The organism is Pseudoxanthomonas sp. LjRoot125 (assembly GCF_964252705.1).
In the GTDB taxonomy this organism is placed as follows: Bacteria; Pseudomonadota; Gammaproteobacteria; order Xanthomonadales; family Xanthomonadaceae; genus Pseudoxanthomonas_A.
On record NZ_CAXUOY020000001.1, the window covers coordinates 2,746,200 to 2,771,663 of the forward strand.

General features: G+C 67.3%; 24 protein-coding genes. 8 read left to right on the forward strand and 16 right to left on the reverse strand.

Annotation, left to right across the window (positions count from 1 at the left end):
• Positions 1-4: 4 nt before the first annotated feature.
• The 3 genes from ACSION_RS12660 to ACSION_RS12670 form a co-directional block, all read right to left on the reverse strand.
• On the reverse strand, positions 5-1,795 hold the full coding sequence (locus ACSION_RS12660) for a DUF4105 domain-containing protein (protein WP_435306179.1): 1,791 nt from the start codon (positions 1,793-1,795) through the stop codon (positions 5-7).
• The gene (locus ACSION_RS12665; protein ID WP_296278336.1) at positions 1,795-2,094 is read right to left on the reverse strand and encodes a DUF2388 domain-containing protein; all 300 of its coding nucleotides are present in this window, start codon (positions 2,092-2,094) and stop codon (positions 1,795-1,797) included. Before ACSION_RS12665 ends, ACSION_RS12660 begins: the two co-directional genes overlap by 1 nt.
• 80 nt (positions 2,095-2,174) lie before the next feature.
• Complete coding sequence (locus ACSION_RS12670; protein ID WP_435306180.1) at positions 2,175-3,569, reverse strand: FAD-binding oxidoreductase; 1,395 nt, start codon at positions 3,567-3,569, stop codon at positions 2,175-2,177.
• Between the two features lie 193 nt (positions 3,570-3,762).
• On the opposite strand from ACSION_RS12670, the gene serA reads away from it, so the two are divergent.
• Positions 3,763-5,004, forward strand: coding sequence for a phosphoglycerate dehydrogenase (gene serA, locus ACSION_RS12675; protein ID WP_435306181.1), 1,242 nt, complete (start codon positions 3,763-3,765; stop codon positions 5,002-5,004).
• A 3-nt stretch (positions 5,005-5,007) separates the two neighbouring features.
• Here serA and ACSION_RS12680 read toward each other — a convergent pair whose 3' ends face one another.
• Positions 5,008-5,556 (reverse strand): NUDIX hydrolase, encoded by a 549-nt coding sequence (locus ACSION_RS12680; RefSeq protein ID WP_435306182.1) that lies wholly within the window; start codon positions 5,554-5,556, stop codon positions 5,008-5,010.
• Between the two features lie 188 nt (positions 5,557-5,744).
• On the opposite strand from ACSION_RS12680, the gene ACSION_RS12685 reads away from it, so the two are divergent.
• The 6 genes from ACSION_RS12685 (at position 5,745) to yddG (ending at position 11,692) form a co-directional block, all read left to right on the forward strand.
• Positions 5,745-7,235 (forward strand): amino acid permease, encoded by a 1,491-nt coding sequence (locus tag ACSION_RS12685; RefSeq protein WP_435306183.1) that lies wholly within the window; start codon positions 5,745-5,747, stop codon positions 7,233-7,235.
• Between the two features lie 75 nt (positions 7,236-7,310).
• Positions 7,311-8,750: an amino acid permease gene (locus ACSION_RS12690; protein ID WP_093486443.1), complete on the forward strand. Its 1,440-nt coding sequence runs from the start codon at positions 7,311-7,313 to the stop codon at positions 8,748-8,750.
• 25 nt (positions 8,751-8,775) lie between these two features.
• Entirely contained in the window at positions 8,776-9,420 is a 645-nt protein-coding gene (locus tag ACSION_RS12695) for a methylthioribulose 1-phosphate dehydratase (RefSeq protein WP_435306184.1), read from the forward strand.
• A 95-nt stretch (positions 9,421-9,515) separates the two neighbouring features.
• A complete protein-coding gene (locus ACSION_RS12700; protein WP_435306185.1) occupies positions 9,516-10,076 on the forward strand; it encodes a 1,2-dihydroxy-3-keto-5-methylthiopentene dioxygenase in 561 nt (186 codons plus the stop codon).
• A 33-nt stretch (positions 10,077-10,109) separates the two neighbouring features.
• Positions 10,110-10,811, forward strand: a complete 702-nt coding sequence (gene mtnC, locus ACSION_RS12705; RefSeq protein ID WP_435306186.1) for an acireductone synthase — start codon at positions 10,110-10,112, stop codon at positions 10,809-10,811.
• Positions 10,812-10,819: 8 nt separating this feature from the next.
• A complete protein-coding gene (gene yddG / locus ACSION_RS12710; RefSeq protein WP_435306187.1) occupies positions 10,820-11,692 on the forward strand; it encodes an aromatic amino acid exporter YddG in 873 nt (290 codons plus the stop codon).
• A 154-nt stretch (positions 11,693-11,846) separates the two neighbouring features.
• Here the strand turns inward: yddG and ACSION_RS12715 are convergent, their stop codons facing one another.
• From ACSION_RS12715 to ACSION_RS12765, 11 genes are read right to left on the reverse strand one after another with little or no spacing between them, the layout of a single operon-like run.
• The gene (locus tag ACSION_RS12715) at positions 11,847-12,425 is read right to left on the reverse strand and encodes a YdeI/OmpD-associated family protein (RefSeq protein WP_435306188.1); all 579 of its coding nucleotides are present in this window, start codon (positions 12,423-12,425) and stop codon (positions 11,847-11,849) included.
• A 2-nt stretch (positions 12,426-12,427) separates the two neighbouring features.
• A complete protein-coding gene (locus tag ACSION_RS12720) occupies positions 12,428-14,005 on the reverse strand; it encodes a calcineurin-like phosphoesterase C-terminal domain-containing protein (protein WP_435306189.1) in 1,578 nt (525 codons plus the stop codon).
• Between the two features lie 53 nt (positions 14,006-14,058).
• Positions 14,059-14,682 carry a bifunctional phosphoribosyl-AMP cyclohydrolase/phosphoribosyl-ATP diphosphatase HisIE gene (gene hisIE / locus ACSION_RS12725; protein WP_435306190.1) on the reverse strand — a complete coding sequence of 208 codons (624 nt, stop codon included), beginning with the start codon at positions 14,680-14,682 and terminating at the stop codon, positions 14,059-14,061.
• Entirely contained in the window at positions 14,672-15,448 is a 777-nt protein-coding gene (gene hisF, locus ACSION_RS12730) for an imidazole glycerol phosphate synthase subunit HisF (protein ID WP_435306191.1), read from the reverse strand. The genes hisIE and hisF overlap by 11 nt, the downstream gene beginning before the upstream one ends.
• Entirely contained in the window at positions 15,442-16,179 is a 738-nt protein-coding gene (hisA, locus tag ACSION_RS12735) for a 1-(5-phosphoribosyl)-5-[(5-phosphoribosylamino)methylideneamino]imidazole-4-carboxamide isomerase (RefSeq protein ID WP_435306192.1), read from the reverse strand. The genes hisF and hisA overlap by 7 nt, the downstream gene beginning before the upstream one ends.
• Positions 16,176-16,775 carry an imidazole glycerol phosphate synthase subunit HisH gene (gene hisH, locus ACSION_RS12740; RefSeq protein ID WP_435306193.1) on the reverse strand — a complete coding sequence of 200 codons (600 nt, stop codon included), beginning with the start codon at positions 16,773-16,775 and terminating at the stop codon, positions 16,176-16,178. Before hisH ends, hisA begins: the two co-directional genes overlap by 4 nt.
• The gene (gene hisB / locus ACSION_RS12745; protein ID WP_435306194.1) at positions 16,775-17,848 is read right to left on the reverse strand and encodes a bifunctional histidinol-phosphatase/imidazoleglycerol-phosphate dehydratase HisB; all 1,074 of its coding nucleotides are present in this window, start codon (positions 17,846-17,848) and stop codon (positions 16,775-16,777) included. The genes hisH and hisB overlap by 1 nt, the downstream gene beginning before the upstream one ends.
• Positions 17,845-18,927, reverse strand: coding sequence for a histidinol-phosphate transaminase (gene hisC, locus ACSION_RS12750; protein ID WP_435306195.1), 1,083 nt, complete (start codon positions 18,925-18,927; stop codon positions 17,845-17,847). The genes hisB and hisC overlap by 4 nt, the downstream gene beginning before the upstream one ends.
• The gene (gene hisD / locus ACSION_RS12755) at positions 18,924-20,237 is read right to left on the reverse strand and encodes a histidinol dehydrogenase (protein ID WP_435306196.1); all 1,314 of its coding nucleotides are present in this window, start codon (positions 20,235-20,237) and stop codon (positions 18,924-18,926) included. Before hisD ends, hisC begins: the two co-directional genes overlap by 4 nt.
• Positions 20,234-21,148, reverse strand: a complete 915-nt coding sequence (gene hisG, locus ACSION_RS12760) for an ATP phosphoribosyltransferase (protein ID WP_435306197.1) — start codon at positions 21,146-21,148, stop codon at positions 20,234-20,236. The genes hisD and hisG overlap by 4 nt, the downstream gene beginning before the upstream one ends.
• Before the next feature lie 8 nt (positions 21,149-21,156).
• Positions 21,157-21,483 (reverse strand): YerC/YecD family TrpR-related protein, encoded by a 327-nt coding sequence (locus ACSION_RS12765; RefSeq protein WP_093486469.1) that lies wholly within the window; start codon positions 21,481-21,483, stop codon positions 21,157-21,159.
• Between the two features lie 239 nt (positions 21,484-21,722).
• Between ACSION_RS12765 and ACSION_RS12770 the strand changes: the two genes are divergently transcribed.
• Positions 21,723-23,549 carry a sensor domain-containing diguanylate cyclase gene (locus tag ACSION_RS12770; protein WP_435306198.1) on the forward strand — a complete coding sequence of 609 codons (1,827 nt, stop codon included), beginning with the start codon at positions 21,723-21,725 and terminating at the stop codon, positions 23,547-23,549.
• 24 nt (positions 23,550-23,573) lie between these two features.
• On the opposite strand, the gene ACSION_RS12775 is transcribed toward ACSION_RS12770, so the two are convergent.
• Positions 23,574-25,463 carry an HAL/PAL/TAL family ammonia-lyase gene (locus tag ACSION_RS12775; RefSeq protein ID WP_435306199.1) on the reverse strand — a complete coding sequence of 630 codons (1,890 nt, stop codon included), beginning with the start codon at positions 25,461-25,463 and terminating at the stop codon, positions 23,574-23,576.
• Position 25,464 lies beyond the last annotated feature (1 nt).

Consider the following 25,464-nt stretch of genomic DNA (forward strand, 5'->3'; position numbering starts at 1 on the left):
GCGGTTACGGCGCGCCTGCCGCGGCCAAGGCCCGCAGGCGCGTACCGATCGCGTCCACGTTGGATTCGATCCCGCGCAGGGCTTCCCGCTGGTCTTCGGGAAGCCAGCGCTCCAGGTCCTTCCGCAGGACCGCATCCTCGCCCCGGAGCTTGTCGACACGCACCCGTGCCTCGACGGCGATGCGCTCGCGTTCCTCCGATTGCGGCAATCCGTACCCTGCCGGCGCGAGCTCGGCGGGCTGGCTGACGAAGCTGGTATCACCCAACCACGCTCTCAGCGCCTGCACGGCGGGCGCGGCATCGGCAGGCACGTCACGGCCGAGGTAGCGCCGCTTCAGCTCATCGCGCAACAGCAACTGCTGGCGGCGCAGCGCGGCGTTCTCGAGCACGAGCAAAGCCGCGCTCGCCTTCAGGTCGGCCTGCGACAGCCACGGCGCCCGCTCTGTCGGCGAGAGCGCCAACCATGCCTGTGCATCGGCTTGCGGCAGGGCGAGCGCCTGGCGGGCGACGGAATATAGAGTGTCGTAACGTGCGCTCATCGGTTCGAAGTAGTAGCCGAGACGGCGCGCCTGTTCGCCATCCTCTAGCACGCGCCGGTCCGCGATGCCCGCCCGCTCCAGCTTCCTCAGCAGCCCTGTCGGCGTGATGCTCGCCAATGGCTCACCGGCAAGCCGCGGCACGCCATCGTGCAGCAGCTTCCAAGTTTCCACGGCGCAGTTGTTGCTGATGAAGTAATAGCGCCCGTCATAGCTCCAGTGGAGTTGCGCGGCGCGCTCCAGCAGCGAGGCGACCTCGTCCCGCTGGAGCCGCAGCGGAATGGATTGCAGGCCGCGCAGTTCGACCTTCGTGTATTCCTCGATGACCTGGTCCAGCGGCAGCAGGAACACGCGCGACGGATACGAGCCTGTCAGTCCCCGCCAGCTCGAAATCTGTACGTCGCCGACGAACGCGCGGAACGACAGCACGCGATGATGGGCAAGGTCCAGCCGGCAATCCGGTCCCGGCGCACGCCCCGGCGCGCAAACGACCAGCCGCAGCATGCTGTGGCCCCAGCGGCTCATCGCTTCGCTGTTGCCCTCGGCGAGCAGGTAGTCGACTTCGTAGATGCGCGCGGGATCCAGCGCCAACAGCGACGCATTGCCACGTGCCGCATCCGCCTCGAGGAAAGGCAGTCCCTCCGCGCACTCGGCCGCCACGGACGATTCGCCGAAATGCGATGCGAAATAGCGGTACAGCGCCGGACGCCGGCACGCGTAACTGCCGTCCAGCACGAAGTGCTCGAGATTGACGGCAACGAACTCCGACGGCCGCGTCAGCTCGTAGGCATCGGGGCTCCGGGCGATGAAATCATTGCGGCTGCGCCGGCCGGCGACGCGGAACACGCTGCGCTGCCAACCGGCCAGCTCGCGCAGGCGCGCATCCCCGGACAACACGTTGCGATGCGCGCGATCGTAGGCATGCGCAAGTTCGTGGACGAGCGCCTTGCGCGCCGCCGGGACGCGTGCGTCATCCAGCAATGCGCGGTCGAGCCACAGCCGGTGGCCGACACGGCGGCCTTGCACGTCGTGCGGAAGATCGGCGCGCCACCCCAGGATGAGGTCTGGCGGCAATCCGTCTCGCCACGTGCGCGGCAAGCGGGCGAGGACATCGTCGACGAGCGCCTGCGTGGATGCGACCTGGGCCGTGTCGAGACCCGCGGGATCGACGCGAAGGGCGAAAGCAGGAAGCGCGTGGCCCAGCAGTGCAGAAGCCAGGACCACGCCGATGCGTCGGCTCCATGGCCGACGCGGGAACATCAACGCGCCAGGATGGCCTGGGCCAGCTGCATGTCGCTGGCGCGGCGCGCGGCTTCATCGGTCTCGCGCAGGTGGCGCAGCGCGGCTTCCAGCTGTGCACCGCGGATGCGGCCATTGCTGGCGACGAAGCTGGCCGCGTCTTCGCGGGCCTGCAGCACGATCTTGTCGTCGCCGGACGAGCTGTCGGACGATGCCGACGAACCGGCGGACGAGGCGCCCGCGGAACTGCCGGCGAAGCTGCCGGCCAGGGCCGGGACGGAAAGTGCCAGCAACACGCCGGCCAGGATCAAACGGGACATGGATGTTTCCGGAGGGGACGCCGTCACCGGCGCGGTGCGCAAAGCCTACCTGCAATCGACGCGTGCAGGATGAACCCGCATCACCCTTGCGCGTCGAACAGCTTGCCGGGGTTCATCAGGCCGTTCGGGTCGAGCACGCGTTTCACGCCGCGCATCACCGCGATTTCCTCGGGGCTGCGCGTGCTTTCCAGGTAGCCCTTCTTCACCAGGCCGATGCCGTGTTCCGCCGAAATGCTGCCACGGTGGCGCTGCAGCGATGCCGCCAGAAGCTTGGTCACCTGCTCGCACTGGGTGACGAAGTCGGCGTCGCCGACGTCGTCGGGCTTCAGCACGTTGATATGCAGGTTGCCATCGCCGATGTGGCCGAACCACACCACGTCGAACTGCGGATACGCCTCGCCCAGCAATGCCTGGGTTTCGGCGAGGAAGGCCGGCATGGCGGAGATGCGCACCGACACGTCGTTCTTGTAGGGCTTGTAGCGCGCCAGCGCCTCGGTGATGCCTTCGCGCAGGCGCCACAGCTGCGCCGCCTGCGCATCGGACTGGCTGATCACGCCATCGCTGACCCAGCCCTGCTCCATGCAGGCTTCGAAAGCCGCCATCGCGGCGGCCTCCTTCGCATCGTCACCGATGGCGAATTCGGTGACCACGTAATACGGATGCACCTCGTCGAACGGCTTCTGCGCGCCATGCGCCAGCACATGGTGCAGCGCGCGGTCGGTGAAGAACTCGAAGGCTTCCAGTTGCAGACGCTCGCGGAACGCGGCGAAGACCTGCATCAGCACGTCGAACGACGGCAGCGCCAGCAACATGACGTTGGTCGGCGGCGGCGGATCGGTCAGACGGACGGTGGCTTCGACGACCACGCCGAGCGTGCCTTCCGAACCGATGAACAGGTGGCGCAGGTCGTAGCCGCTCGAGTTCTTGATCAGGGCCTTGTTGAGTTCCAGCACGTCGCCGGCGCCGGTGACCACCTTGAGCCCGGCGATCCATTCGCGCGTGTTGCCGTAGCGGATCACCCGGATGCCGCCCGCGTTCGTCGCGATGTTGCCACCGATGGCGCAGGAGCCACGCGCGGCGAAATCCACGGGATAGACAAGGCCGTGCTCGCGCGCCGCATTGTGCACGGCTTCCAGCGGCATGCCGGCCTGCACGGTGAGCGTGCGGTCCACGGCATTGAAATCCAGCGACTGGTTCATGCGCTCCAGGCTGAGCACCAGTTCTCCGTTCGCCGCGACAGCGCCGCCGGACAGTCCGGTGCGACCGCCCGAAGGCACGACGGCGACATGATGGTCGTTCGCCCACTGCACGACGGCTTGCACATCCTCGACGGTGGCGGGCAACGCGATCGCCAGCGGGGCCGGCGCCCAGCGCCGGGTCCAGTCGCGACCGTAATGTTCGAGGTCGGCGGGATCGGTCTTCAGGCGCAGCCCGGGGGCGGCGTCGAGCAGGGCTTGCAGGCGCGGATCGCTCATTGCACGGGTGGATTTTCGGGGGCGCTCAGGGTGCCAGCGATGCTGCGCTGCGTCCAGCCGACAGGCAGGTCGTTTCAGGGGCAACCAAGCCGAAAAAACGGCAACCGAGCATTCCATTCCGCGCTGCAGCATCACGGGCCGGCATCTGGCATAGTGGCGACCCTTTCCCACTCCCGTTTGCGACCTTCCGGCAATGTCGAACAAGAAGACCTCGTACCCGAAGCAGGACATCCGCGTGCTGTTGCTGGAGGGGGTCAGCCAGACGGCCGTGGAGACCTTCCGCGCAGCGGGTTACACGCAGATCGAATTCCACGAGAAGTCGCTGCCGGAAGCCGAACTCAAGCAACGCATCGCCGAGGCCCACATCGTCGGCATCCGGTCGCGCACCCACCTGACCGACGACGTCCTGGCGCAGGCGCGCCGTCTGATCGCGGTGGGCTGCTTCTGCATCGGCACCAACCAGGTGGATCTTGAAGCAGCGGAACTGGCCGGCATCCCGGTCTTCAATGCGCCCTACTCCAACACCCGCAGCGTGGCCGAGCTGGTCATCGCGCAGGCCATCCTGCTGATGCGCGGCATTCCGCAGAAGAACGCCGAATGCCATCGCGGCGGCTGGAGCAAGTCGGCCTCAGGCAGCCACGAAGTGCGCGGCAAGACGCTGGGCATCATCGGCTACGGCCATATCGGCACCCAGGTCGGCGTGCTCGCCGAGTCGCTGGGCATGCACGTGCTCTTCCACGACATCGAGACCAAGCTCTCGCTCGGCAATGCGCGCCCTGCGATCAGCCTGGACGACCTGCTGGCGCTGAGCGACGTGGTGACCCTGCACGTGCCGGAAACAGCGGCGACCAAGGACATGTTCGGCGCGGCGCAGATCGCGAAGATGAAGCGCGGTGCCCACCTGATCAACGCCTCGCGCGGCACCGTGGTCGACATCGACGCGCTGGCGGATGCGCTGAAGTCCGGCCAGGTCGGCGGCGCGGCGGTGGATGTGTTCCCGGTGGAGCCCAAGGGCAACGCCGAATCGTTCGAATCGCCGCTGCGCGGGCTGGACAACGTCATCCTGACCCCGCACGTCGGCGGTTCCACGCTGGAAGCGCAGGACAACATCGGTATCGAGGTGGCGGCCAAGCTGGTCCGTTACAGCGACAACGGCAGCACACTGTCGGCGGTGAACTTCCCCGAAGTCACCCTGCCCGGCCACGACGGCAGCCGCCGCATCATGCACATCCACCGCAACGTGCCGGGCGTGCTGTCGCAGATCAACGACATCTTCCGCGACCGCGGCATCAACATCGACGGCCAGTTCCTGCGTACCGATCCCAAGGTCGGTTACGTGGTCATCGATGTCACCGCCGACGAAGAGCAGACCACCAGCTTGCGTGAAGCAATGGCGGCCATTCCCGGGACGCTGCGCGTACGCGTGCTGTACTGACGCTCACCCCGCGTCGCGGGCCAGCCACTTGCGCGCCATGCGGCTGAGCGATTCGTCGGGCTCGTCGGCGATGGGTGCGACCTCGCGCCAGGCCAGGTCCAGCGATTCCTCACTGATCACGTACGCTTCGCTGCCGCCGGCGCGCACGACGTAGCGCACGTCGTAATGCCAGTGGCCAGGAACGTCCTTGCGTTCCGGGATCCAGTGCCGGTCCAGGTCGAAGATGTCGCCCTCCACGCTGAGATCGACCAGGCCGGATTCCTCTTCCGCCTCCTTCAGCGCCACCCGGGCCATGTCGATGTCGCCATCGGCGTGTCCGCCCAGCTGCAGCCAGCGCCCGAGCTTGCGATGGTGCGTCAGCAGGGTGCGCCGCCCATCGCCGCTGACCAGCCAGGCACCGCCGGTCAGATGGCCTTCCAACCGTTCGCGGACGAAGGGGTCGGCCGGGTCGTCGAGCAGCACAAGGAATTGCGCCACCACCGGCTGTTCGTCGGGCCAGCGGCGACCGTAGTCGGCCAGGTCTGCGCGGAGGCGTGCGTAAGCGGCTGACACGGCGTGGTTTTTCCTTTCAGGGTGCGGCGAAGGCGCCGCGATTATCGCCCGCCATGCTGCAACCGCGCTTGTGATCCCCCGCCCGCTTTGGCAAGGTACGGCCTTCCGTGGGGACGGTCCCCATGACAGTCGCCACCGCCCGGCGGGTCTTTCCGCCGGCACTCACGTCATCCAAGGGGACGCTGCGAATGCTCAAAGCTCTGTTCAGGGTCAAGCCGGTCGCGCCGGCGGGCCACGTCGATGCCGGTGAACCCTTCGAAGGCAGCCTGGACGGCGAAGCCACCCTGAAACGGACGCTGACCGCCAAGCACTTGGTGATGCTGGGCGTGGGCGCGGTGATCGGTGCGGGCATCTTCGTGCTCACCGGCCAGGCCGCCGCCAACCATGCCGGCCCCGCGATCATGCTGAGCTTCGTGATCGCTGGCTTCGCCTGCGCCATGGCGGGCCTTTGCTACGCCGAATTCGCTTCCATGATGCCGGTCTCCGGCAGTGCCTATTCGTACTCATATGCCACCCTCGGCGAGGCCGTCGCCTGGTTCATCGGCTGGTGCCTGGTGCTCGAGTACCTGTTCGCATCTTCCACTGTGGCGGTGGGCTGGTCCGGCTATCTGGTCAGCTTCCTAACCTCGACGCTCGGCGTACCCTTCCCCGAACAACTTGCCACCGCGCCGATTACCTGGGCCGACGGCGGGTTCGTCGCCACCAACGGCATCATCAATCTGCCCGCGGTGTTGATCGTCGCGGCTGTCAGTGGCCTGTGCTATGTCGGCATCACCCAATCCGCCTTCGTCAACGCGATCATCGTGGCGATCAAGGTGGTGGTGATCGCCGCTTTCCTGGGCTTCGGCGTCCAGTACGTTGATCCGGCCAACTGGACTCCCTTCATCCCCGAGAACACCGGTCCCGGGCAGTTCGGCATGGAGGGCGTGTTCCGTGCCGCGACCATCGTGTTCTTCGCGTACATCGGCTTCGATGCCGTTTCGACGGCGGCCGGTGAAGCGAAGAATCCCCAGCGCGACATGCCCAAGGGCATCCTGGGTTCGCTGGCTATCTGCACCGTCATCTACATCGCGGTCTGCGCGGTGCTGACCGGCATGACCCACTACAGCCTGCTGGGGACCGCGAAGCCGGTAGCCACCGCGCTGGAAGAAGTGCTGAAGGCAGATCCAGGCGCCAGCGTCGGCTGGTTGAAGACCGCAGTGGAAATCGGCGCCATTGCCGGCCTGTCGTCGGTGATCCTGGTCATGCTGATGGCGCAGCCTCGCATCTTCTATTCGATGTCCCGGGACGGGCTGCTGCCGCGCCTGTTCGGCAAGGTGCATCCGAAGTTCCACACCCCTTATGTCGGCACGATCATCGTCGGCGTGCTGGCGTGCCTGCTGGCCGGCTTCATGCCGCTGAGCGTGCTGGGCGAACTGGTGTCGATGGGCACGCTGCTGGCTTTCGCTACCGTGTGCCTCGGCGTTCTGGTGCTTCGCTTTACGCGTCCCGACCTCAGCCGTCCGTTCCGCGTGCCGCTGTTCTGGCTGATCTGCCCGCTTGGCGTGCTCGCGTGCTTGTTCCTGTTCATGCAGTCGTTCATGGAGCACTGGCAGATCTTCGTGGGCTGGACCGTGCTGGGCCAACTGATCTACTTCGCCTACGGCTTCCGTAACAGCAAGCTCAGGCAGAAGGCCTGATCCTCTTCAAGGCCGGCGGGCGCACCGCCGGCCTTTTTGGTTGCACTCCTCGATAACGTCCCGAGATCACGCACGATGCTCCGACAGCTCCTGGCCACCAAGCACCCCCATGCCGCCCACAACGAAGCCGAAGGGCTCAGCCTGCGTCGCACCCTCGGCCCCTGGGGGCTGACCGCGCTCGGCATTGGCGCGGTGATCGGTGGCGGCATCTTCGTGATCACCGGCCAGGCCGCGGCCAACCACGCCGGCCCGGCGATCATGCTGTCGTTCGTGCTCGCCGCGATCTGCTGCACGTTCTGCGCGCTCGCCTACGCGGAATTCGCCGCGATGGTTCCGGTATCCGGCAGCGCCTACACCTACACGTACGCGACCCTGGGCGAACTCGCCGCGTGGTTCATCGGCTGGATGCTGGTGCTGGAGTACGGCGTGTCGGCCTCTGCGGTCGCCGTCAGTTGGACCGGCTACCTGCTGAGTCTGCTGGAGCACGCCAACATCTATCTGCCACAGGCCTTCGTCAGTGCCCCGCTGGACGCGCAACTGCGCCCCACCGGCGCGATCGCCAACGTGCCGGCCGCCGTGCTGGTGCTGTTGCTGACCTGGCTGTGCTACGTCGGCATCCGCAAGTCGTCGGCCATGAACATGGCGATGGTGGTGCTGAAGACCGGCCTGATCGTGCTGGTGATCTTCGCCGGCTGGCAGTACGTCGACCCGGGCAACTGGGAACCCTTCATCCCCGCCAACGAAGGTCCGGGCAAGTTCGGCTGGGATGGCGTGCTGCGTGGCGCGGCGATGGTGTTCTTCGCCTACATCGGCTTCGAGGCGGTGTCGGTCGCGGCGCAGGAATCCCATCGCCCGCAGAAGGACCTGCCCATCGGCATGCTGGCGTCGCTGGTGATCTGCACCATCCTCTACATCGCCATGGCCGCCGTGATGACGGGCCTGGTGCCTTACACCGCGCTTGGCACTGCCGAACCGGTGGTCACCGCGGTGGCCGCCCATCCGGAGCTGGACTGGCTCCGCATCACGGTGGAAATCGGCGCCCTGATCGGCCTGTCGTCCGTCGTGCTGGTGATGATCATCGGCCAGCCGCGCATTTTCATGATCATGGGCCGCGACGGCCTGCTGCCGCCGGTGTTCACCAAGATCCATCCGGAATACCGCACGCCGCACATCAACACGGTCATCACCGGCATCGGCATCGCCCTGTTGGCGGCGCTGTTCCCGCTCGACATCCTCGGCGAGCTGACCTCGATGGGCACGCTGATCGCGTTCGCCTCGGTGTGCATCGGCGTGCTGGTGCTCCGCCGCACCCAGCCCGACCTGCCGCGCCCGTTCCGCATTCCCGCCGCCTGGCTGATCTGCTCGCTGGGCGTGTTGAGCTGCATGGCGCTGCTGTCGGCGATGACTGCGCACAACTGGATGCTGATGGCGGTGTGGACGGCGGCCGGCTTCCTGATCTACTTCGGATACGGCTATCGCCACAGCCGCCTGCGCGCGCAGGGCCGAGCCCCGTAATCCTCCAGGCGCTAGAATGGGCGGCATGAACGCCGCCCTCCCCTACGACGCCGACCAGCTGCGCGACCGCGCGCACTCGATCATCAGCAACGTGCGCGAGCTGTCGCAGCTCGGCTGGACGCCTGCGACCAGCAGCAACTTCTCCGAGCGCCTGGACGAGCGGCATGCTGCCATCACCGTGTCCGGCCGCGACAAGGGCCGGCTGGTCGAAGCCGACATCATGGTGGTGGATTTCGAAGGCAAGGCGGTCGGCAGTGACCACCGACCGTCGGCGGAAACCCTGCTGCACACCCAACTGTATCGCCGCTACCCGGAGATCGGCTGCGTGCTGCATACGCATTCGCTGGTACAGACAGTGGCCTCGCGGCTGTTCGCCGGTGCCGGCCACGTCCGACTGGAAGGCTTCGAACTGCTGAAGGCCTTCCAGGGCAACCAGACGCACGAAATGGCGATCGACGTGCCGGTGTTCGCGAACACGCAGGACATGCCGACCCTGGCCGCCCAGGTCGATGCCCTGCTCGACCGCCAGCCGCTGTGGGGCTACCTGATCGACGGCCACGGCCTGTACGCGTGGGGCCGCACCATGGCCGAGGCGCGCCGGCACCTGGAGGCATTCGAATTCCTGTTCGCCGCGGAACTGGAGCTGCGCAAGCTCGGCTGCCGCCGCTGATAACCGCCGGTTATCGCAGCGTTCCGTTTCCGCAACAGGGCGCGGGGACCGGGTTTGCTACCCTAGCGTCCCCCTCGCCGCCTCACGCCATCGCCATGAGCCGCCTGCGTATCTTCAAGGAATCCGACCCGGCTACCCCGGAGTTCGCCAGCTACGATCCCGACTTCATCGCCACCGAGCTGAAGAAGATCGGCGTGACCTTCGAGCGCTGGAAAGCGAACAAGGCCATCGAACCGGGCGCCTCGCCCGACGATGTGATGGATGCCTACCGCGCCGATATCGACCGCCTGGTCGCCGAACGCGGCTTCAAGACCGTCGACGTGGTCAGCATCGCACCGGACAACCCGCAGCGCGAGGCGATGCGCGCGAAGTTCCTCGACGAGCATTACCACAAGGAAGACGAAGTGCGCTTCTTCGTGGCCGGCTCCGGCCTGTTCACGCTGCACGTGGACGGCAAGGTCTACGAGATCGAATGCGTGCAGGACGACCTGATCGGCGTACCGGACAGCACGCTGCACTGGTTCGACATGGGCCCGGAACCGCGGTTCGTCGCGATCCGCTTCTTCACCGAGCCGGATGGCTGGGTCGGTCATTTCACCGGCACCACCATTGCGCAGGATTTCCCGCGCTATGAAGGCCTGACCCAGGGCCACTGAGCTCCCGCTCACCGACACTCACGACCAAGCACCATGCCCGTTTCCGCCATCCTCACCGACATCGAAGGCACCACCAGCAGCATCTCGTTCGTCAAGGACGTGCTGTTCCCTTATGCGCGCCGCGCCCTGCCCGGGTTCGTCCGTGAGCACGGCGATGAGCCGGAGGTCCGTCGCTGGCTGGACGTGGTGGCTACCGAACACGGCAGCATCTGCAGCGATGACGTCATCGTGGAGACGCTGCAGGGCTGGATCGACCAGGACCGCAAGCACACCGCGCTGAAGGCACTGCAGGGACTGATCTGGGAAGCGGGCTACCGCGATGCCGATTTCACGGCGCATGTGTATCCCGACACCGCGCCCGCCCTGCGTGCGTGGTACGACCAGGGTTATCCGTTGTACGTGTATTCGTCCGGCTCGGTGCCGGCGCAGAAGCTGCTCTTCGGGCACACCGACGCAGGCGATCTGACGCCGATGTTCTCGGGCTGGTTCGATACTGAAGTCGGCGGCAAGCGCGAAGCCGGCAGCTATCGCGTGATCGCCGATCGGATCGGCGTGCCCGCGGAAAAAATCCTGTTCCTGTCGGATGTGGTCGAAGAGCTGGATGCCGCGCGCGAGGCCGGCCTGCAGACACGCCTGATCGACCGACTGGACGACTATCCCGTGCCGCGCGAAGGCGACGCGGTGCACGGCCACCTGCGCGCCACCACGTTCGACGCGATCGAACTTCCGCGCTGAATCTCAGCATGGCATCGCAACGCACGGCCACGCTGATCGGGTTGGCGGCCATCCTGCTGTGGGCTTCGCTGGCAGTGCTCACGACGGCGACCGGCACGCTGCCGCCCTTCCAGGTCTTGGCGATCAGCTTCGGCGTGGCCGCGCTCCTCGGGCTCGCACGTGCGGCGCTTCGAGGGGGATCTGGTTGGCGTGAACTACGCCAGCCCTGGGCGGCCCTGGCGCTGGCCACGCTGGCCCTGTTCGGGTACCACGCGCTCTACTTCATCGCATTGAAGCGCGCGCCCGCTGTCGAAGCGAACCTGCTGAACTACATGTGGCCGCTGTTGATCGTGGTATTCGCCGGGCTGCTCGGTGGGGTCGCGGTGCGCGGCGGGCAGTGGGTGGGCACGCTGCTGGGCTTGATCGCCGCCGTCCTGCTGGTGACGCGCGGCCGAGGGCTGCAGGTCGATCCTGCGCACGTTCCCGGATACGTTGCCGCGCTCAGTGCTGCGGTGATCTGGGCGGCCTACTCCGTCCTCAACCGGCGCTTCGCCGACGTCCCGACCGCTGCCATCACCGTGGCCTGCGTCGGCGTCGCGATCCTGGGCGGCATTGCGCATCTGCTGTTTGAGCGCACCGTCGTCCCGGATGCCTCGCAGTGGGTGGTGCTGGTCGTGATGGGCATCGGCCCCGTGGGCGCCGCGTTCTGGCTCTGGGACCACGGCACCAAGCGTGGCGACATTGCCTTGCTGGGCAGCCTGTCCTATCTCGCGCCCTTGTTGTCGACGTTGCTGTTGGTCGTCTCGGGTCGTGCGGAGCCGCACTGGATCCAGGCGGTCGCGATCGCGCTGCTGCTGATCGGCGCGTGGCTCAGCGTGCGATCCAGCCGCGCTGCTCGATGAGAGCGATTCGCGTTTCTACACGCCTCGTGCGATTTGCCTAGACTGCGCGCCACGTCGCCCGCCAGCCTTCGCCAGCCAGCCACGTCAGCCTCGCCCGCCAGCCTCCGCTCGCCCGCCAGGTTCCAGGACGCCTCCTTCGGGAGGCGTTTCCGTTTCAGGCGCCGTGGATCTTCTCGCCGCGCGCGAGCATGCCGACGAGCTTCTCGATCCGCGCGAGGCGGGTCTCTGGCTTTACCGCCGTCTGCACGCGCCAGCACACCGCATACCGGTTGGTCTTGTCGAGCGCGTCGAAGAACGCCTTGGCCTTGCGGTTCTTCGCCAGCGCCTTCGCGAGTTCCACCGGCACCTCCATCGACTTGGCGCCATCGTAGGCCGCCTCCCAGCGCCCGTCGGCCTTGGCCGCATCGACCTCGCGTTGCCCCGATGGCCGCATCCGCCCCGCTGCCACCAGGGTTTCGATCTTGGCGACGTTGATCTTCGACCATGTGCTGCGCGCGCGCCGCGGCGTGAAGCGCTGCAGGAAGAACTGCGCGTCGAATCCCTTTTTCTGGCCGTCGATCCATCCGTGGCAAAGCGCCACGTCGAGTGCTTCGGCATAGCTGACCGAGGCGATGCCCGACTCCTTCTTCGCGATCTTCAGCCAGACGCCCATGGAGGCCGGATGGCGCTCCAGCCAGCGCTCCCACGCGGACGCGTCCGCGAAGTGTTCGATGGGAAGTTCCGCGGTCGCCACGATCAAGGCTCCCCGACCTGCAGCCGGTAGGACGTCTTCGCCGACTGCTCACCACGCCAGCGGTCGAACACGCGCACCTCGATGGCATGTTCGCCTACATCCAGATCAGTAGGCAGCGCGCCCCGCCACAGGTGCTGGGACGCTTCGGCTTCGGGCGAGCGGTCGTAGCCGCGCAGCGCACCGGCCGCGTCGTCGCGCATGTTCTCTGCCAGCAAGCGCGGATCGGGTTGTTCGACGCGCTTCATCGGCTTCCACGCGCCCTCATCGACGCGGTACTCCACGCGCGTCCCGGCATCGCCCATGTAGACGTTGGCGAACACACCCCACGCGGGGTACGCGCCCTTCCGCAGCACGCGCGGTGCGTGGAGTCCGATACCGCTGTCGTTCTCACTGCGGGCGGAATGCCACGACAGCGCATAGTCGCCGCCTGCACGCACGCGCAGCCTGGCGTAGCCGTTGGGCGTGCCATCGGCCATGGTCGTGTCGGGGACACCCTCGGCATCCTTGACGCCCGACCAATAGGCACCGCACGCGGCACCGACGTTGTACTCATGCAACGGCTGGAGGCCCTGCCAGCCGGTGGAGGCGTCGTGATACCAGTGGCGCTGCGTGTGCGTGTGGCCGCTGAGCAGCAGCACGTGCGGGAAGTCCTTCAGCATCGCGAACAGGCGCTCCCGATCCGCCGCACGGAAGCCACGCGCACCGGGCTCATAGAAGGGGATATGCACGCCGATCACCAGCAGCCGGTCCTTCCGTACCGTGGGCAGGTAGGCCTGCAGGAAGGCGAACTGGTCTTCGCGCAACCCGCCGAAGTAGGCCGGCGACCTGCCCGGCTGGTAGATCACGTCATCCAGGCCGATGAACGTCGCGGCTTCCTCTTCCCAAGCGAACGTGTCCGGCCCCAGGTGATGACGGAACGTACGCAGCGATTCTTCATCGCTGGCCGCATCGAAATCGAGGTCATGGTTGCCGGGAATGAAAAGCCACGGCACCTGCAGGCTCATCGTCGTGCGCAGGATCTCCGGGTACAGCGACAGATCGTCGTTGGTCACATCGCCCAGCGTCAGCCCGAGCGCAGCGCCGTGCTTGCCCACGAGCGGCTGCACGATGTCGCGCCAGTAGTAGTCCACATCCTTCACCGACGACGTCTGGCTGTCGGCGAACAGCAGTACGTCGAGGTCACCCTGTACCGCCGGCTTCGGCCTCAGCGCGAAATGGGTGCAGTCCGGCTGGCGCTGCGGGATGCCGCCGTACTTGAGCGCGGGCGCGGTGTGGTACTGCAGGTTCCGCCAACGGGCCGGCAAGCCATCCCGTCGTACCGCGAGGTCGTAACCAGGCGGCTTGATGACGAACACGGTGCGGCCGTCCACGTAATCGAGGGCGTACTCGCCCTGCGCGTTGCTGGTGGCGATATCGATGCCGTTGGACACCTTGATGCCCGGCAGGCCCGGTTCGCCGATATCTCGGACCCCGTTGCCGTTGCGATCCTCGAATACCTGCCCCCAACTGCAGGGCGGCGGCAACGCGTGGGCAGGGATGGCGAGGCAAGCCAGGAAGCAAGCGGTCAGCGAAGCGCGCACGGCGACTCCAGCGGGGGCGACCGCCGGATTATGACCCGAGGTGACCGATGCGGTCAGCGTGCGTGGCGCTGGGCGAGCATGGCGACCGCATCATCGAGGGAGAGACCCCGCGCGCGCAGCAGGACGATCAGGTGGTACAGCAGGTCGGCGCTCTCGCCGAGGAGCGCGGCATCGTCCTGGGCGACCGCCGCGAGCGCGGTCTCCACGCCCTCCTCGCCGACTTTCTGCGCGATGCGGCGCACGCCGGCATCGAACAGGCGGGTGGTGTAGCTGTCGGTCGGTCGCTCGCGCTCGCGTCGTGCGATCACCGTATCGAGCTCGGCGAGGAACGCACCGGGCGCGTCCGGGAAACAACTGGCACGCTGCAGGTGGCAGGTCGGTCCGCGCGGATGTGCGAGCACCAGCAGGCTGTCGTCGTCGCAGTCGACGTCCACCGACACCAGCTCCAGCACGTGGCCCGAACTCTCGCCCTTGGTCCACAAGCGTTGCTTGCTGCGGCTGAAGAACGTCACCCGGCGACTATCCAGCGTCGCGTCCAACGCATCGCGATTCATGTAGCCCAGCATCAGCACGCGGAGCGTCGCCGCGTCCTGGACGATGGCGGGCAGCAACCCATCGCCCTTGGCCCAGTCCAGCCGTGCTGGATCGATCACTTGCCCACGGGATTCAGTTGCCACGTCGCACCTCGATGCCCTGCCCATCCAACACCTGTTTCAACGCGGGGATCGCGATGTGCCCACTGTGGAAGACACTCGCGGCCAACGCCCCGTCCACGTCCGCGTACCGGAATACATCGCTGAAATGCCCAACTTCGCCGGCACCACCCGAAGCAATGAGCGGCACCTCGCAGATCGCACGGACCGCCTGCAACTGCACCAGGTCGTAACCCCGACGAACGCCGTCCTGGTCCATGCAATTCAGCACGATCTCGCCGGCGCCCAAGCGTTGGGCCTGCGCCACCCAGTCCAGCGTACGCAAGCCGGCGCCCCGCATCTTCGAAGGATCGCCCGTGTAGCGGCGCACGCGCCATTCGCCATCGGCTTCCAGGATGGAGTCCACACCGACCACCACGCATTGCACGCCGAACGCCTGCGCCAGTTCGCCGATCAGCGCCGGCCGTTCCAGCGCCGGTGTATTGACCGAGACCTTGTCGGCCCCGCTGTACAGCACGCGACGCGCCGTCTCCACGTCGCGGATGCCGCCCGCCACGCAGAACGGGATGTCCAGCAGCCGCGATACGCGTTCGATCCACGCGTAGTCGACGGAGCGGCCTTCCGGACTGGCGCCGATGTCATAGAAGACCAGTTCGTCCGCGCCTTCGTCGCGATATCGCAAGGCCAATTCAGCGATGTCGCCCATGTCGACGTGGTCGCGGAACTTCACGCCCTTGACGACACGGCCCTCGCGGACGTCGAGGCACGGGATGATGCGCCGGCTCAGCATGCAAGCGCTTCCGGCAGCGCGAAGCGTCCTTCAAGCAGAGCCCGACCCAGCACGATGCCTGCGCAGCCGGCTTCGCGCGCCCCACTGACGTCGGCGATGGCGCTCACGCCACCGGAGGCCTGTACGGCCAGCGCAGGCACGATACCGCGCAGATACGCATACAAGTCCAGGTTCGGCCCGGTCAACATGCCGTCGCGGGCGATATCGGTGCACAGTAGATGACGCAGGCCGGCTTCGGCATAGCGCGTAGCCAGGGAATCCAGTGTTTCGGCAGCGGTTTCCGTCCAGCCATGCACGGGAAGACGCCAGACGCCATCCTCATCGCGACGCGTGTCGAGCGCCACGGTGATGCGCTCGCTGCCGAATTCGGCAAGCCACGCCAGCACGGTGTCGGGCGCGCGTACGGAAAGCGAGCCGATCACCACGCGCTGCGCCCCGGCGTCGAGCAACTTCGCCACGTCATCGCGCTCCCGGACACCACCGCCCGTCTGCACGCGGAGCGAGGTCGTGCGCGCAATCTCCTGCAGCAGCGGCTCCAGCGTGTAACCGCCCGCGCGCGCGGCGTCCAGGTCAACGAGGTGCAGCCACTCGGCACCTTGCGCCGCATAGCGCGCGGCCACCTCGGACGGCGAGCCTTCGTAACGGGTCTCGCGCGCGTAGTCGCCCTGCGCCAGGCGCACCACGCGGCCGTCGCGAACATCAATGGCGGGATAAACGGTGAAGCCTGTCATTGCAATCCGTACTCGATGAAATTCCTGAGCAATCTCGCGCCCACACCGGCCGAGCGCTCGGGATGGAACTGGGCGCCGGCGACCCGGCCACGCTGCACGACGGCAGCGAAACGCTCCCCGTGCTCACTGCTGCACAGGCAGTCGTCGTCGACCGGCGCAGCGTAGCTATGGACGAAGTAGGCGTGGTCGCCCTCGCCGATGCCTTCCATCAGCGCGCTGTCGCGATGCCGTTGCAGCGTGTTCCAGCCCATGTGCGGCACCCGGATGCCGGGCGACACCGGCAGCTTGCGGACCCGGCCCGGCAACAGGCCGAGGCACGGCGTGTCGTCTTCTTCCGAGTGGGCGAACAACAACTGCACGCCGACGCAGACGCCGAGCAATGGCGACTCCAGCGTGCGCAGCGTGTCGACCAGTTCCAGCTCCCGCAGGCGCGCCATGCACACCGCCGCGGCACCCACGCCCGGCAGGATGACCCGGTCTGCGGCGCGAATCGCCGCGACGTCGCCGGTGAGCTCCGCTTCGACACCGAGCCGCTGCAGGGCGTAACGCACCGAGCCGATGTTGGAGCCGCCGGCATCGACGAGTACGACGCGCATCAGAGCGCACCCTTGGTCGAAGGCAGCTCCGCGCCTTCGCGCTTGATGGCCTGCCGCAACGCACGCGCGAGCGCCTTGAAACTGGCTTCGACCTTGTGGTGGTCGTTGTCGCCGTGCACCTTCAGGTTGAGGTTCAGACCCGACGCATCGCACAGCGAACGGAAGAAATGCGGCACCAGCTCGGTCGGCAGGTCGCCCACGCGTTCGCGCTTGAACTCGCCGTCGAAGACGAAGTACGGCCGGCCGCTGAAGTCCAGCGCGGCGCTGGCCAGGGTCTCGTCCATTGGCAAGGTGAAGCCGTAGCGCCCGATGCCGCGCTTGTCGCCCAACGCTTCCTTCAACGCTTGGCCCAATGCAAGACCCGTATCCTCGACCGTGTGATGTTCGTCGATATGCAGATCGCCGTCGGCACGGACGTCGAGGGCGAAGCCACCGTGCTTGCCGATCTGTTCCAGCATGTGGTCGAAGAACGGCAGACCGGTCTTCGCCACGGGCTCGGCGACGCGATCCAGGTCGACCTCGACACGGATCTTCGTTTCCTTGGTGTTGCGCTGGACGACGGCGCGACGCGGTGCGTCCGCCAATTCGTGCGCGATCCCGGCCCAATCCCACTCGCCGCCGAACTGCGCGGTCTTCAACTGGAACGCACGAATCTTGAGGTTGTCGGCAAACTGGTTGTCGGTCGGCCGGTCGCCGACCATCGCCGAGCGCGACCAGTCGATGCTGCGGTCTTGCAGGTACGGGATGACCAGACCGATGCCGGGCTTGCGCGTGGGCTTGTTCTCGTGTGGCCAGCTCTCATCGATCAAGACATCGCGGAAGCGGATGCCCTGGCTTTCGAAGACCTGCATCATCAGGGTGTGCGGGCCGTCGAACGTGGCGCGTGGATACTGGTCCGAACCCAGGCCGTCCTGGTTGCTGACCATCACGAACTGGTAGCCCGCATCGCGCAGTCTCAGCAGCGCAGGGATGACACCGGCGACGAAGCGCAACTTCTCGTAAGCATCGATCTGGAAGTCTTCCGGCTCCTCGATGAGGGTGCCGTCGCGGTCGATGAAGAGGATGGGCGTCATGCCGCCTGCTCCCGGGCGTCGAGGGCCGCGATCACGCGGTCGTTCTGGGCCGGCGAACCGACGGTGATGCGCAGGGCATCGCCCAGTTGCGGTGCCGCCCGCTGGTCGCGGACCACCACGCCGGTGGCCAGCAATGCACGGAACGCCCTTTCCGCATCATCGAAACGCACCAGCAGATAATTGCCCTGCGACGCATAGACGCGACGCACGCCCGGCGTCCGCACCAGCGCCTCGGCCAAGCGGCTGCGCTCGTCCCGCACCAGCGCGACCCGTTCGCGCGTCTGCGCCAGCGCCGCGTCGGACAGTCCCGCAAACGCCAGGTCGGCACAAGGCGTTGGCACCGGGTAAGGCGCCTGGCAGCGCTGCAGGACGGCAATCAGTTCCTCGTCGCCGATCACCACGCCGATGCGTGCGGCGGCCAGCGCGTGCGCCTTGGACAGCGTCCGCAGCACGGCGATGTTCGACTGCGTGGGCAGGAGCGTCGTGGCAGAAGGGCCATCGGCGAACTCGCCATAAGCCTCGTCCACTACCACCAGCGCCTTCCCCTCCAATGCACGGGCGAGCGACGCGATCGCGTCGAGCGGAATGGCGGCCCCCGCGGGATTGGAGGGCGAACACAGGAACACCAGCTTCGCACGGCGCGTCAGTGCGGCGTCGCGGATCGCATCCAGGTCGGCGGAGAAGCCCGCGGCATCGTCCACGAGCGGAACCTCGACCAAGGCAGCACCCTGCAGGCGCGCGCACACCGCATACATGCCGAAGACCGGGGGCGTGACCACGACCGCGTCCTGTCCCGGTACGCACAGCGCGCGCACGAGCAAATCGATGGCTTCATCACTACCGCGCCCCACCAGCAGCGCGGCGGGCGCGACGCCGTACAGCTCGGCAAGGCGCGCACGCAGGGCCGGTGGCTGCGGATCCGGATAGCGGCGACTGCGCCCTTCCCCATCGGCGGAATTGGCCCAGGCCGACTCGTTGGCGTTCAGCCATACGTCGCCGCGCAGCGCTTCGCTGCGTGCCGACTTGTAACCGGCGAAATCACGCAGGTCCGGGCGTACCAGCGAGAGCAACCCACTCATGCGGCCACCCCACTCAGTCGCAGCGCAACGGCATGGGCGTGCGCATCCAGGCCTTCCGCCCGCGCCAGCGTCAACGCGCACGCGCCGATGGCCGCGATGCCGGCACGACTGGCCGACTGCACGCTGACGAAGTTCTGGAAGCTCGCCACGCTGACGCCGCTGTAGGCCCGCGCAGCACCTGCCGTCGGCAGCACGTGGTTGGTGCCGCTGCAGTAATCGCCCAACGCTTCCGGCGTGTAGTCGCCAAGGAACACCGAGCCCGCCGCTTCAACGCGTTCGAGCCACGCGCGCGGCTCGCGCAACGCCAGGATCAGGTGCTCGGGTGCGTAGCGGTTGCTGATGGCGAAGGCCTCGTCCAGCTTCGACACCTTGATCAACCGCGACGCAGCCAAGGCCTGGCGCGCGATATCGGCACGGCCCAACGCGGCGAGCTGCGTGGCGAGTTCGTCCTGCACGCGCGCGATCAGTGCATCGTCGTCACTCAGCAGAATTACCTGCGAATCCGGACCGTGCTCGGCCTGCGACAGCAGATCCGCCGCGACGAAGGCGGCATCGGCGCCGGCATCGGCGATCACCAGCACTTCGGACGGCCCGGCCGGCATGTCGATCGCAGCTGCGCCACGTTGCGCCACCTGCTGCTTGGCCTCGGTGACGTAGCTGTTACCGGGGCCGAACAACTTGTCGCACTTCGGCACGCTGTCCGTGCCGAAGGCCATCGCGGCGATCGCCTGCGCGCCGCCCAGCTTGAATACGCGCCGTACGCCGGTCATCTGCGCGGCGACCAGCACGGCGGGATCGGCCGTTCCGTCCTTGCGCGGCGGCGTGCACAGCACGACCTCGCGACAACCTGCCAGCCGCGCCGGCACGCCCAGCATCAACGCCGTGGACGGCAGCGGGGCCGTACCTGCAGGCACGTAAAGGCCCACGCGCGGAATCGGCCGGATCACACGTTCGCAGACCACGCCCGGTGCTGTTTCCATTGCATAAGGCTGCGCCATGCCCGCCTTGTGGAAGGCCTCGATGCGCCCGGCCGCCTCCCGCATCGCGTCGCGCAATTCCGTGGGTACGGTGGCCTGCGCGGCCGCGAATTCCTCGTCGCTGACGGCGAAGCTGGCCAGTTCGACACCATCGAAACGAGCGGTCACGTCGCGTAGCGCCGCATCGCCGCGCGCGCTCACGTCGGCCAGCAGGCCGGCGACCGCGTCGCGCGTGCGCTGCGCGACGGCCTGCACCGGACGTGCGAGCAACCCTGCGCGCGCGGCCTCGTCGAGCGTGGTCCAGTCGTAACGGGGAGCAGACGATGCGCTCATGCCAGCGACCTCTCGACCGACAGCACCATCAATCCCTGCGCACCGGCGCGCTGCAGTTCTTCCAGCCTTTGCCAGGTGACGGCGCCGTGGCACATGGCCTGCAGCGATACCGGACCCTCTTCGTTGCCCGGCAGCGCGACCACGCCATCGCTGTCCGTCAGCAGGCGCGCCAGCGCCGGCACGATGTCGCGTTCGGCACGGAACATCAGCAGCTTGCTGTCCTTGAGTTTCAGCACGCCGTCGAGGCGGCGCAGCAGCATGTCGGCCAGGCCTGCACGGGCGTCGTCGAAGGCGCGTGCGGGGCCGGCCAGGACGGCCTCGCTGTCCAGCAGGGTTTCCACCGGCTTCAACTGGTTCGCCGCCAACGTGGCGCCACTGGATACGAGGTCGCAGATCAGGTCCGCCGTACCCAGCTTCGGGGCGATCTCCACCGAACCGGACAGCTCGACCACCGCGGCATCGATGCCCCGCGCCTGCAGCCACTGGCGCAGGACGGACGGGTAGCTGGTGGCAATGCGCAGGCCTTGCAGTTGCTCGGGACCTGTCCATTCCCAGCTCTCGGGAATCGCCAGCATCAGGCGGCAGCTACCGAACCCCAGCGGACGCAGTTCACGGTAAGCCTGCGGCAGCCCGATCAGGGTGCGCTCGCCGGCTTGTTCGTCCAGTTCATTGCGGCCGACGATGCCGAAATCGCAGACGCCGTCGGCGATCAGGCCTGGGATGTCGTCGTCGCGCACGAGCAGCAGGTCGACCGGCAGCGATTCGCCGTAGCAGAAGAGCTTGTCGCGGCTCTCGCGCCAGCTCAGGCCGCACGCGGCCAGCAGGGTGCGCGCCGGCTCGGCGAGCCGTCCGCTTTTTTGGATGGCGATACGCAGACGCTCGCGCGTCGCGGGGGTCAGGGAGGGACTCATGGGGAGGCTCAGTGGGAAGCGGTGGCCGTCGCCGCCTGCTGGCGGTGGACGGCGGCGGCATAGCCGCCTGCGCCGCGCTCGAGGGTGCGGGCGACGCGGCCGATCGTGGTCACGCTGACCTGGGTGAGGTCGTGGATCTCCCGGTACGGGACACCCTTCAGCAGCAGGGGCACCACCCGCCAGCGGTCGGCCATGGCCTCCAGCTCCGCAGGCGTGCAGAGGTCCTCCAGGAAGGCGCGCACCTCGCCCGCCTCCGCCAGCGCGGCCAGGGCTTCGGAAAGCGCCTGCAGCGGGGCGTTGTCGGCGATCTCTTCCTGGGTCGGACGGCGCTTCATGTATGGGATCAATGCACTAATGTATTAACGTGCTAATACATTAATTCATGACGGCGAACCTCGTCAACCCGGCACCTGTCTGGATTGACGGGGTTTTCCCGTTACTTCCGGCATAGCCACACCAGGGGACCGACGATGGGCTGGAGCGGGCAAGGACGATGAGTACACTGCCAAGGACGCCGGACCGCCGGCCCGGCGCCATCGCCGGAAGGCGGAAGGGCCACCCGGGGGGGATGGGCATGCAGGGACGACGCGATCGCAGGGCGAACCATCCACACTGGCTGGCGTGGCTCTTCGTGCTGCTGCTATGGCCGATGGCGGCGGCGGCCTCCGGTCCGGCCCGCATCGGCGCCGACGCCAGCTATGCCGCGCTCGCGCCCAACACCACCTATTTCCACGACGCCGGCGGCACCACAACGCCGGAAGAAGCCGACCGCCTGCTCGACACCGGCCGCTTTGCCCCGTTGCCGAACGGCGATGCCTCGTTCGGCTTCCAGACCGGCGCGTTCTGGTTCCATGTCGAAGTTACCAACACCAATTCCCGCGAACAGCGCTGGCTGCTGGTGCAGCAGTACGCGCTGAGCGACCGCATCGACATCTACGCGCGCTACCCCGACGGGCGCACGGTGCATCACACCGGCGGCGACACCTTCCCGTTCGAACATCGCAGCATCCGTTACCGGCATCCGAACTTCTGGCTGGACCTGCCCACCGGCCAGCCCGTGGACCTGTTGGTGCGGGTGCAGAGCCAGAGTTCGATGCAGGTGCCGCTGTTCCTGTACACGCCCGCCGCCTTCGCCGAGCTCTCGCGCGATGGCCAACTCGGCATCGGCATCTACTACGGCATCCTGGTCGCGCTGTTCTTCTACAACCTGGTGTTGTGGCTGGTGCTGCGCGATGGCAGCTACTTCTGGTACCTGTTCCACATCACCGCGTTCGGCCTGGTGCTGTTCACCCTCAACGGGCTGGGCTTCGAATACTTCTGGCCGCACTCCACCTGGCTCGCCGACAAATCGGTCCCGCTATCGGTCTGCCTGGCGCAGATCGGCATGCAGCAGTTCTCGCGGACCTTCCTCGGCTTGAACACGCGATGGCGACTGGGCGACCGCATCAGCAAGGGCATCATCGCGTTCTTCGTACTGCTGGGCATCGCCGCCACGCAACTGCCCTATCACGTGGCCACGCCGATCGCGTCGGCGGCGGTCTTCCCGAGCATCCTGTGGATCGCGGTGATCACGCTGGTGGTCGTGCGCAGCGGCTACCGCCCAGCGAAGGTGTTCCTGCTGGCCTGGGCGATGTTCCTGCTGGGCACCGGCATCTTCGTCGCGCTGGCCTTCGGCCTGCTGCCCAAGACCTTCATGACCGAGTACGGCGTGCAGATCGGCTCGGCGCTGGAAATGCTGCTGCTGTCGGTGGCACTGGGCTACCGCTACGCCGCGCTGCGCAACGAGAACGAACGCATCGTGCGCGATGCCAAGAACCAGCTCGAGGAACAGGTCATCACCCGCACGGCCGAACTGCGCCAGGCGATGTCCGAACTGGAAAGCGCGCACCACCGGCTACGCGAATCCAGCCGCCTCGACGGCCTGACCGACCTCTACAACCGCACGCACTTCCGCGAAGCGTTCGAGCACCTGCTGTCGCAGTCGCGCAATTCGCAGCGGCCGATCTCGCTGTTGATGATCGACCTGGACCACTTCAAGCGCATCAACGACACCTACGGCCACCTGGTCGGCGACGACTGCCTGCGCTGCACGTCGAACACGCTGGCCGAGACGCTGCGCCCGCACGGCGCGCTGCTGGCGCGTTTCGGCGGCGAGGAATTCATCGCCGCCCTGCCCGGCCTGGGCCTGGGCGAGGCCAGCGTGGTGGCAGAGGAGTTGCGACAGGCCCTGCGTGCGCAACCGTGCCGCAGCGGCGAACTGGAGATCGCGGTGTCCGCCAGCATCGGCGTGCACTGCGTCGACCTGGAAGCCCGCGACAGCCTGGAATCCGCCCTGCAGGTGGCGGACCAGGCGCTCTATACCGCCAAAGCCGAGGGGCGTGACTGCGTGCGGACGCTCTGAGGAGCGGCTCCGCACGCCGTGCACTCAGCGGTTGCGCACCGCCGACAGGATTTCGCCCGATTCCACCAGGCGCACCGCGGTAGCGACTTCGCCATCGAGCGCGCGATCGCGATCCAGGAACGGGATCTTCGCGCGGATGGCCGCGTGGGCGGCCGCGACGGCATGGCCCGGATAGAAGGCTTCGCTGGCCGCGAGTGCGCCACGCAACGCATCCACTTCGTCGAGGAAGCCATCACGTCCTTCCCCGCCAGGCGACGGGCCGCCGGCTACCTTGGCCGCCATGCCTTCGGCGTCGGTCCGGTCCGCCAGTCCGCGCGCCGCGTTGATCATGTCGCGACGCAGATCGAGCGCCTGCGCGGCGGTGTAGAGCTCCAGCGCCAAGACCTTGCCCAGGTCCTGGGCCATCGCCAGCACGTGACGCGCCTCGTTGGCGCCCATCGACACATGGTCTTCCGCGTTGGCGCTGGTCGGCACCGAGAACACGCTGGCCGGGTGCGCGCGGCTGGCCAGGTCGTTGACGATGGCGGCGGCGCTGTACTGCACGATCATGTGGCCCGACTCGGTACCGTCTTCGTTGCCGATCAGGAACGCAGGCAGGCCGTCGTTGGTCGCAGGGTCGACCAGCTTGTTCAAACGGCGCTCCGAGATCGACGCCAGCGTCGGGATGGCGGCCTTCACGTAGCTCATCGCGAGTGCGAGCGGCATGCCGTGGAAGTGGCCGGCGGAAATCACCTGCTCTTCGACATGCTCGGCTTGCTTGTCGGGGAACACCAGCGGGTTGTCGGTGACAGAATTGAGTTCGATCTCCAGCACGCGCTTGGCCTGGTCGACGGCGTCGCGCACGGCGCCATGCACCTGCGGGATGCAGCGCAGCGAATAGCTGTCCTGCGGCTGGTGCTTCTTGCCACCGCGGAACGGCATGAAGCGCCGGTAGAACTTCTCGCGGCCGTGGCGTTGCCCGGTAGGCACCCAATCCCAGCCGATGTCGAAGCGCAGCGCCTGCGCTTCCGGTGTATCCCAGCTGTCGGGCAGCCAGGTACGGAAGCGCGGGACCAGATGGTAGGGAATGTCGGCCAGCGTCGAGCCGGCCAGCAATTCGCGCAGGCGCGCGGCGACGTGCACCTGGCCCGGATGCGGGCGCAGCGCGTGCACTTCTTCGGCGAATGCACCCAGGCGGCCGGCGAAGGCATCGATCGTCATCGCGGCGGCGAGATCCGCCGTATCCAGCAAGTGGTCCAGGCGGTACGTGGCGAGCACGCCCATGGCGAGCATCTGCGCGGTGCCGTTGTTCAGCGCCAGGCCTTCCTTGTAGGACAGCGACACCGGCGACAGGCCGGCGCGCTTCAGCGCCTCCGCACCGGGCATGCGCTCACCCTCGTGGAAGGCTTCGCCACCGCCCAGCAGCACGATGGCCAGGTGCGACAGCGGCGCCAGGTCGCCCGATGCGCCCACCGAGCCCAGCGAGGGCACGACCGGCACGATGCCGGCGTTGAGCATCGCGGCGAGGGCCTGCAGGGTTTCCACGCGGATGCCGGAATGCCCTTTCAGCAGCGTGTTGATGCGGATGCCGAGCATGGCGCGGACGATCTCCGGCGCCATCGGCTCGCCCACGCACACCGCGTGGGTGACGATCAGGTTGTACTGCAGCTCTTCATGCAGCGAACGCCCGGACTTCGCCGCGCCCGGCAGTTCGTCGCGCACCGGATGCGCACCCAGCAGCTTGTCGGCGTTGCTGCCGAAGCCGGTGGAAACGCCGTAGATCGGTTCCTCACGGCGGACCTGTTCGGCGAGGAAGTCGGCCGCGCGTGCGACCGCCTTCAGCGCACCCTTGTCCAGTTCGACGCTGGCGCCGAACGCGATCTCGACCAGCTTGTCGCGGGTGAGCGAGGCACCATCCAGCAGGATCGGCTTCATG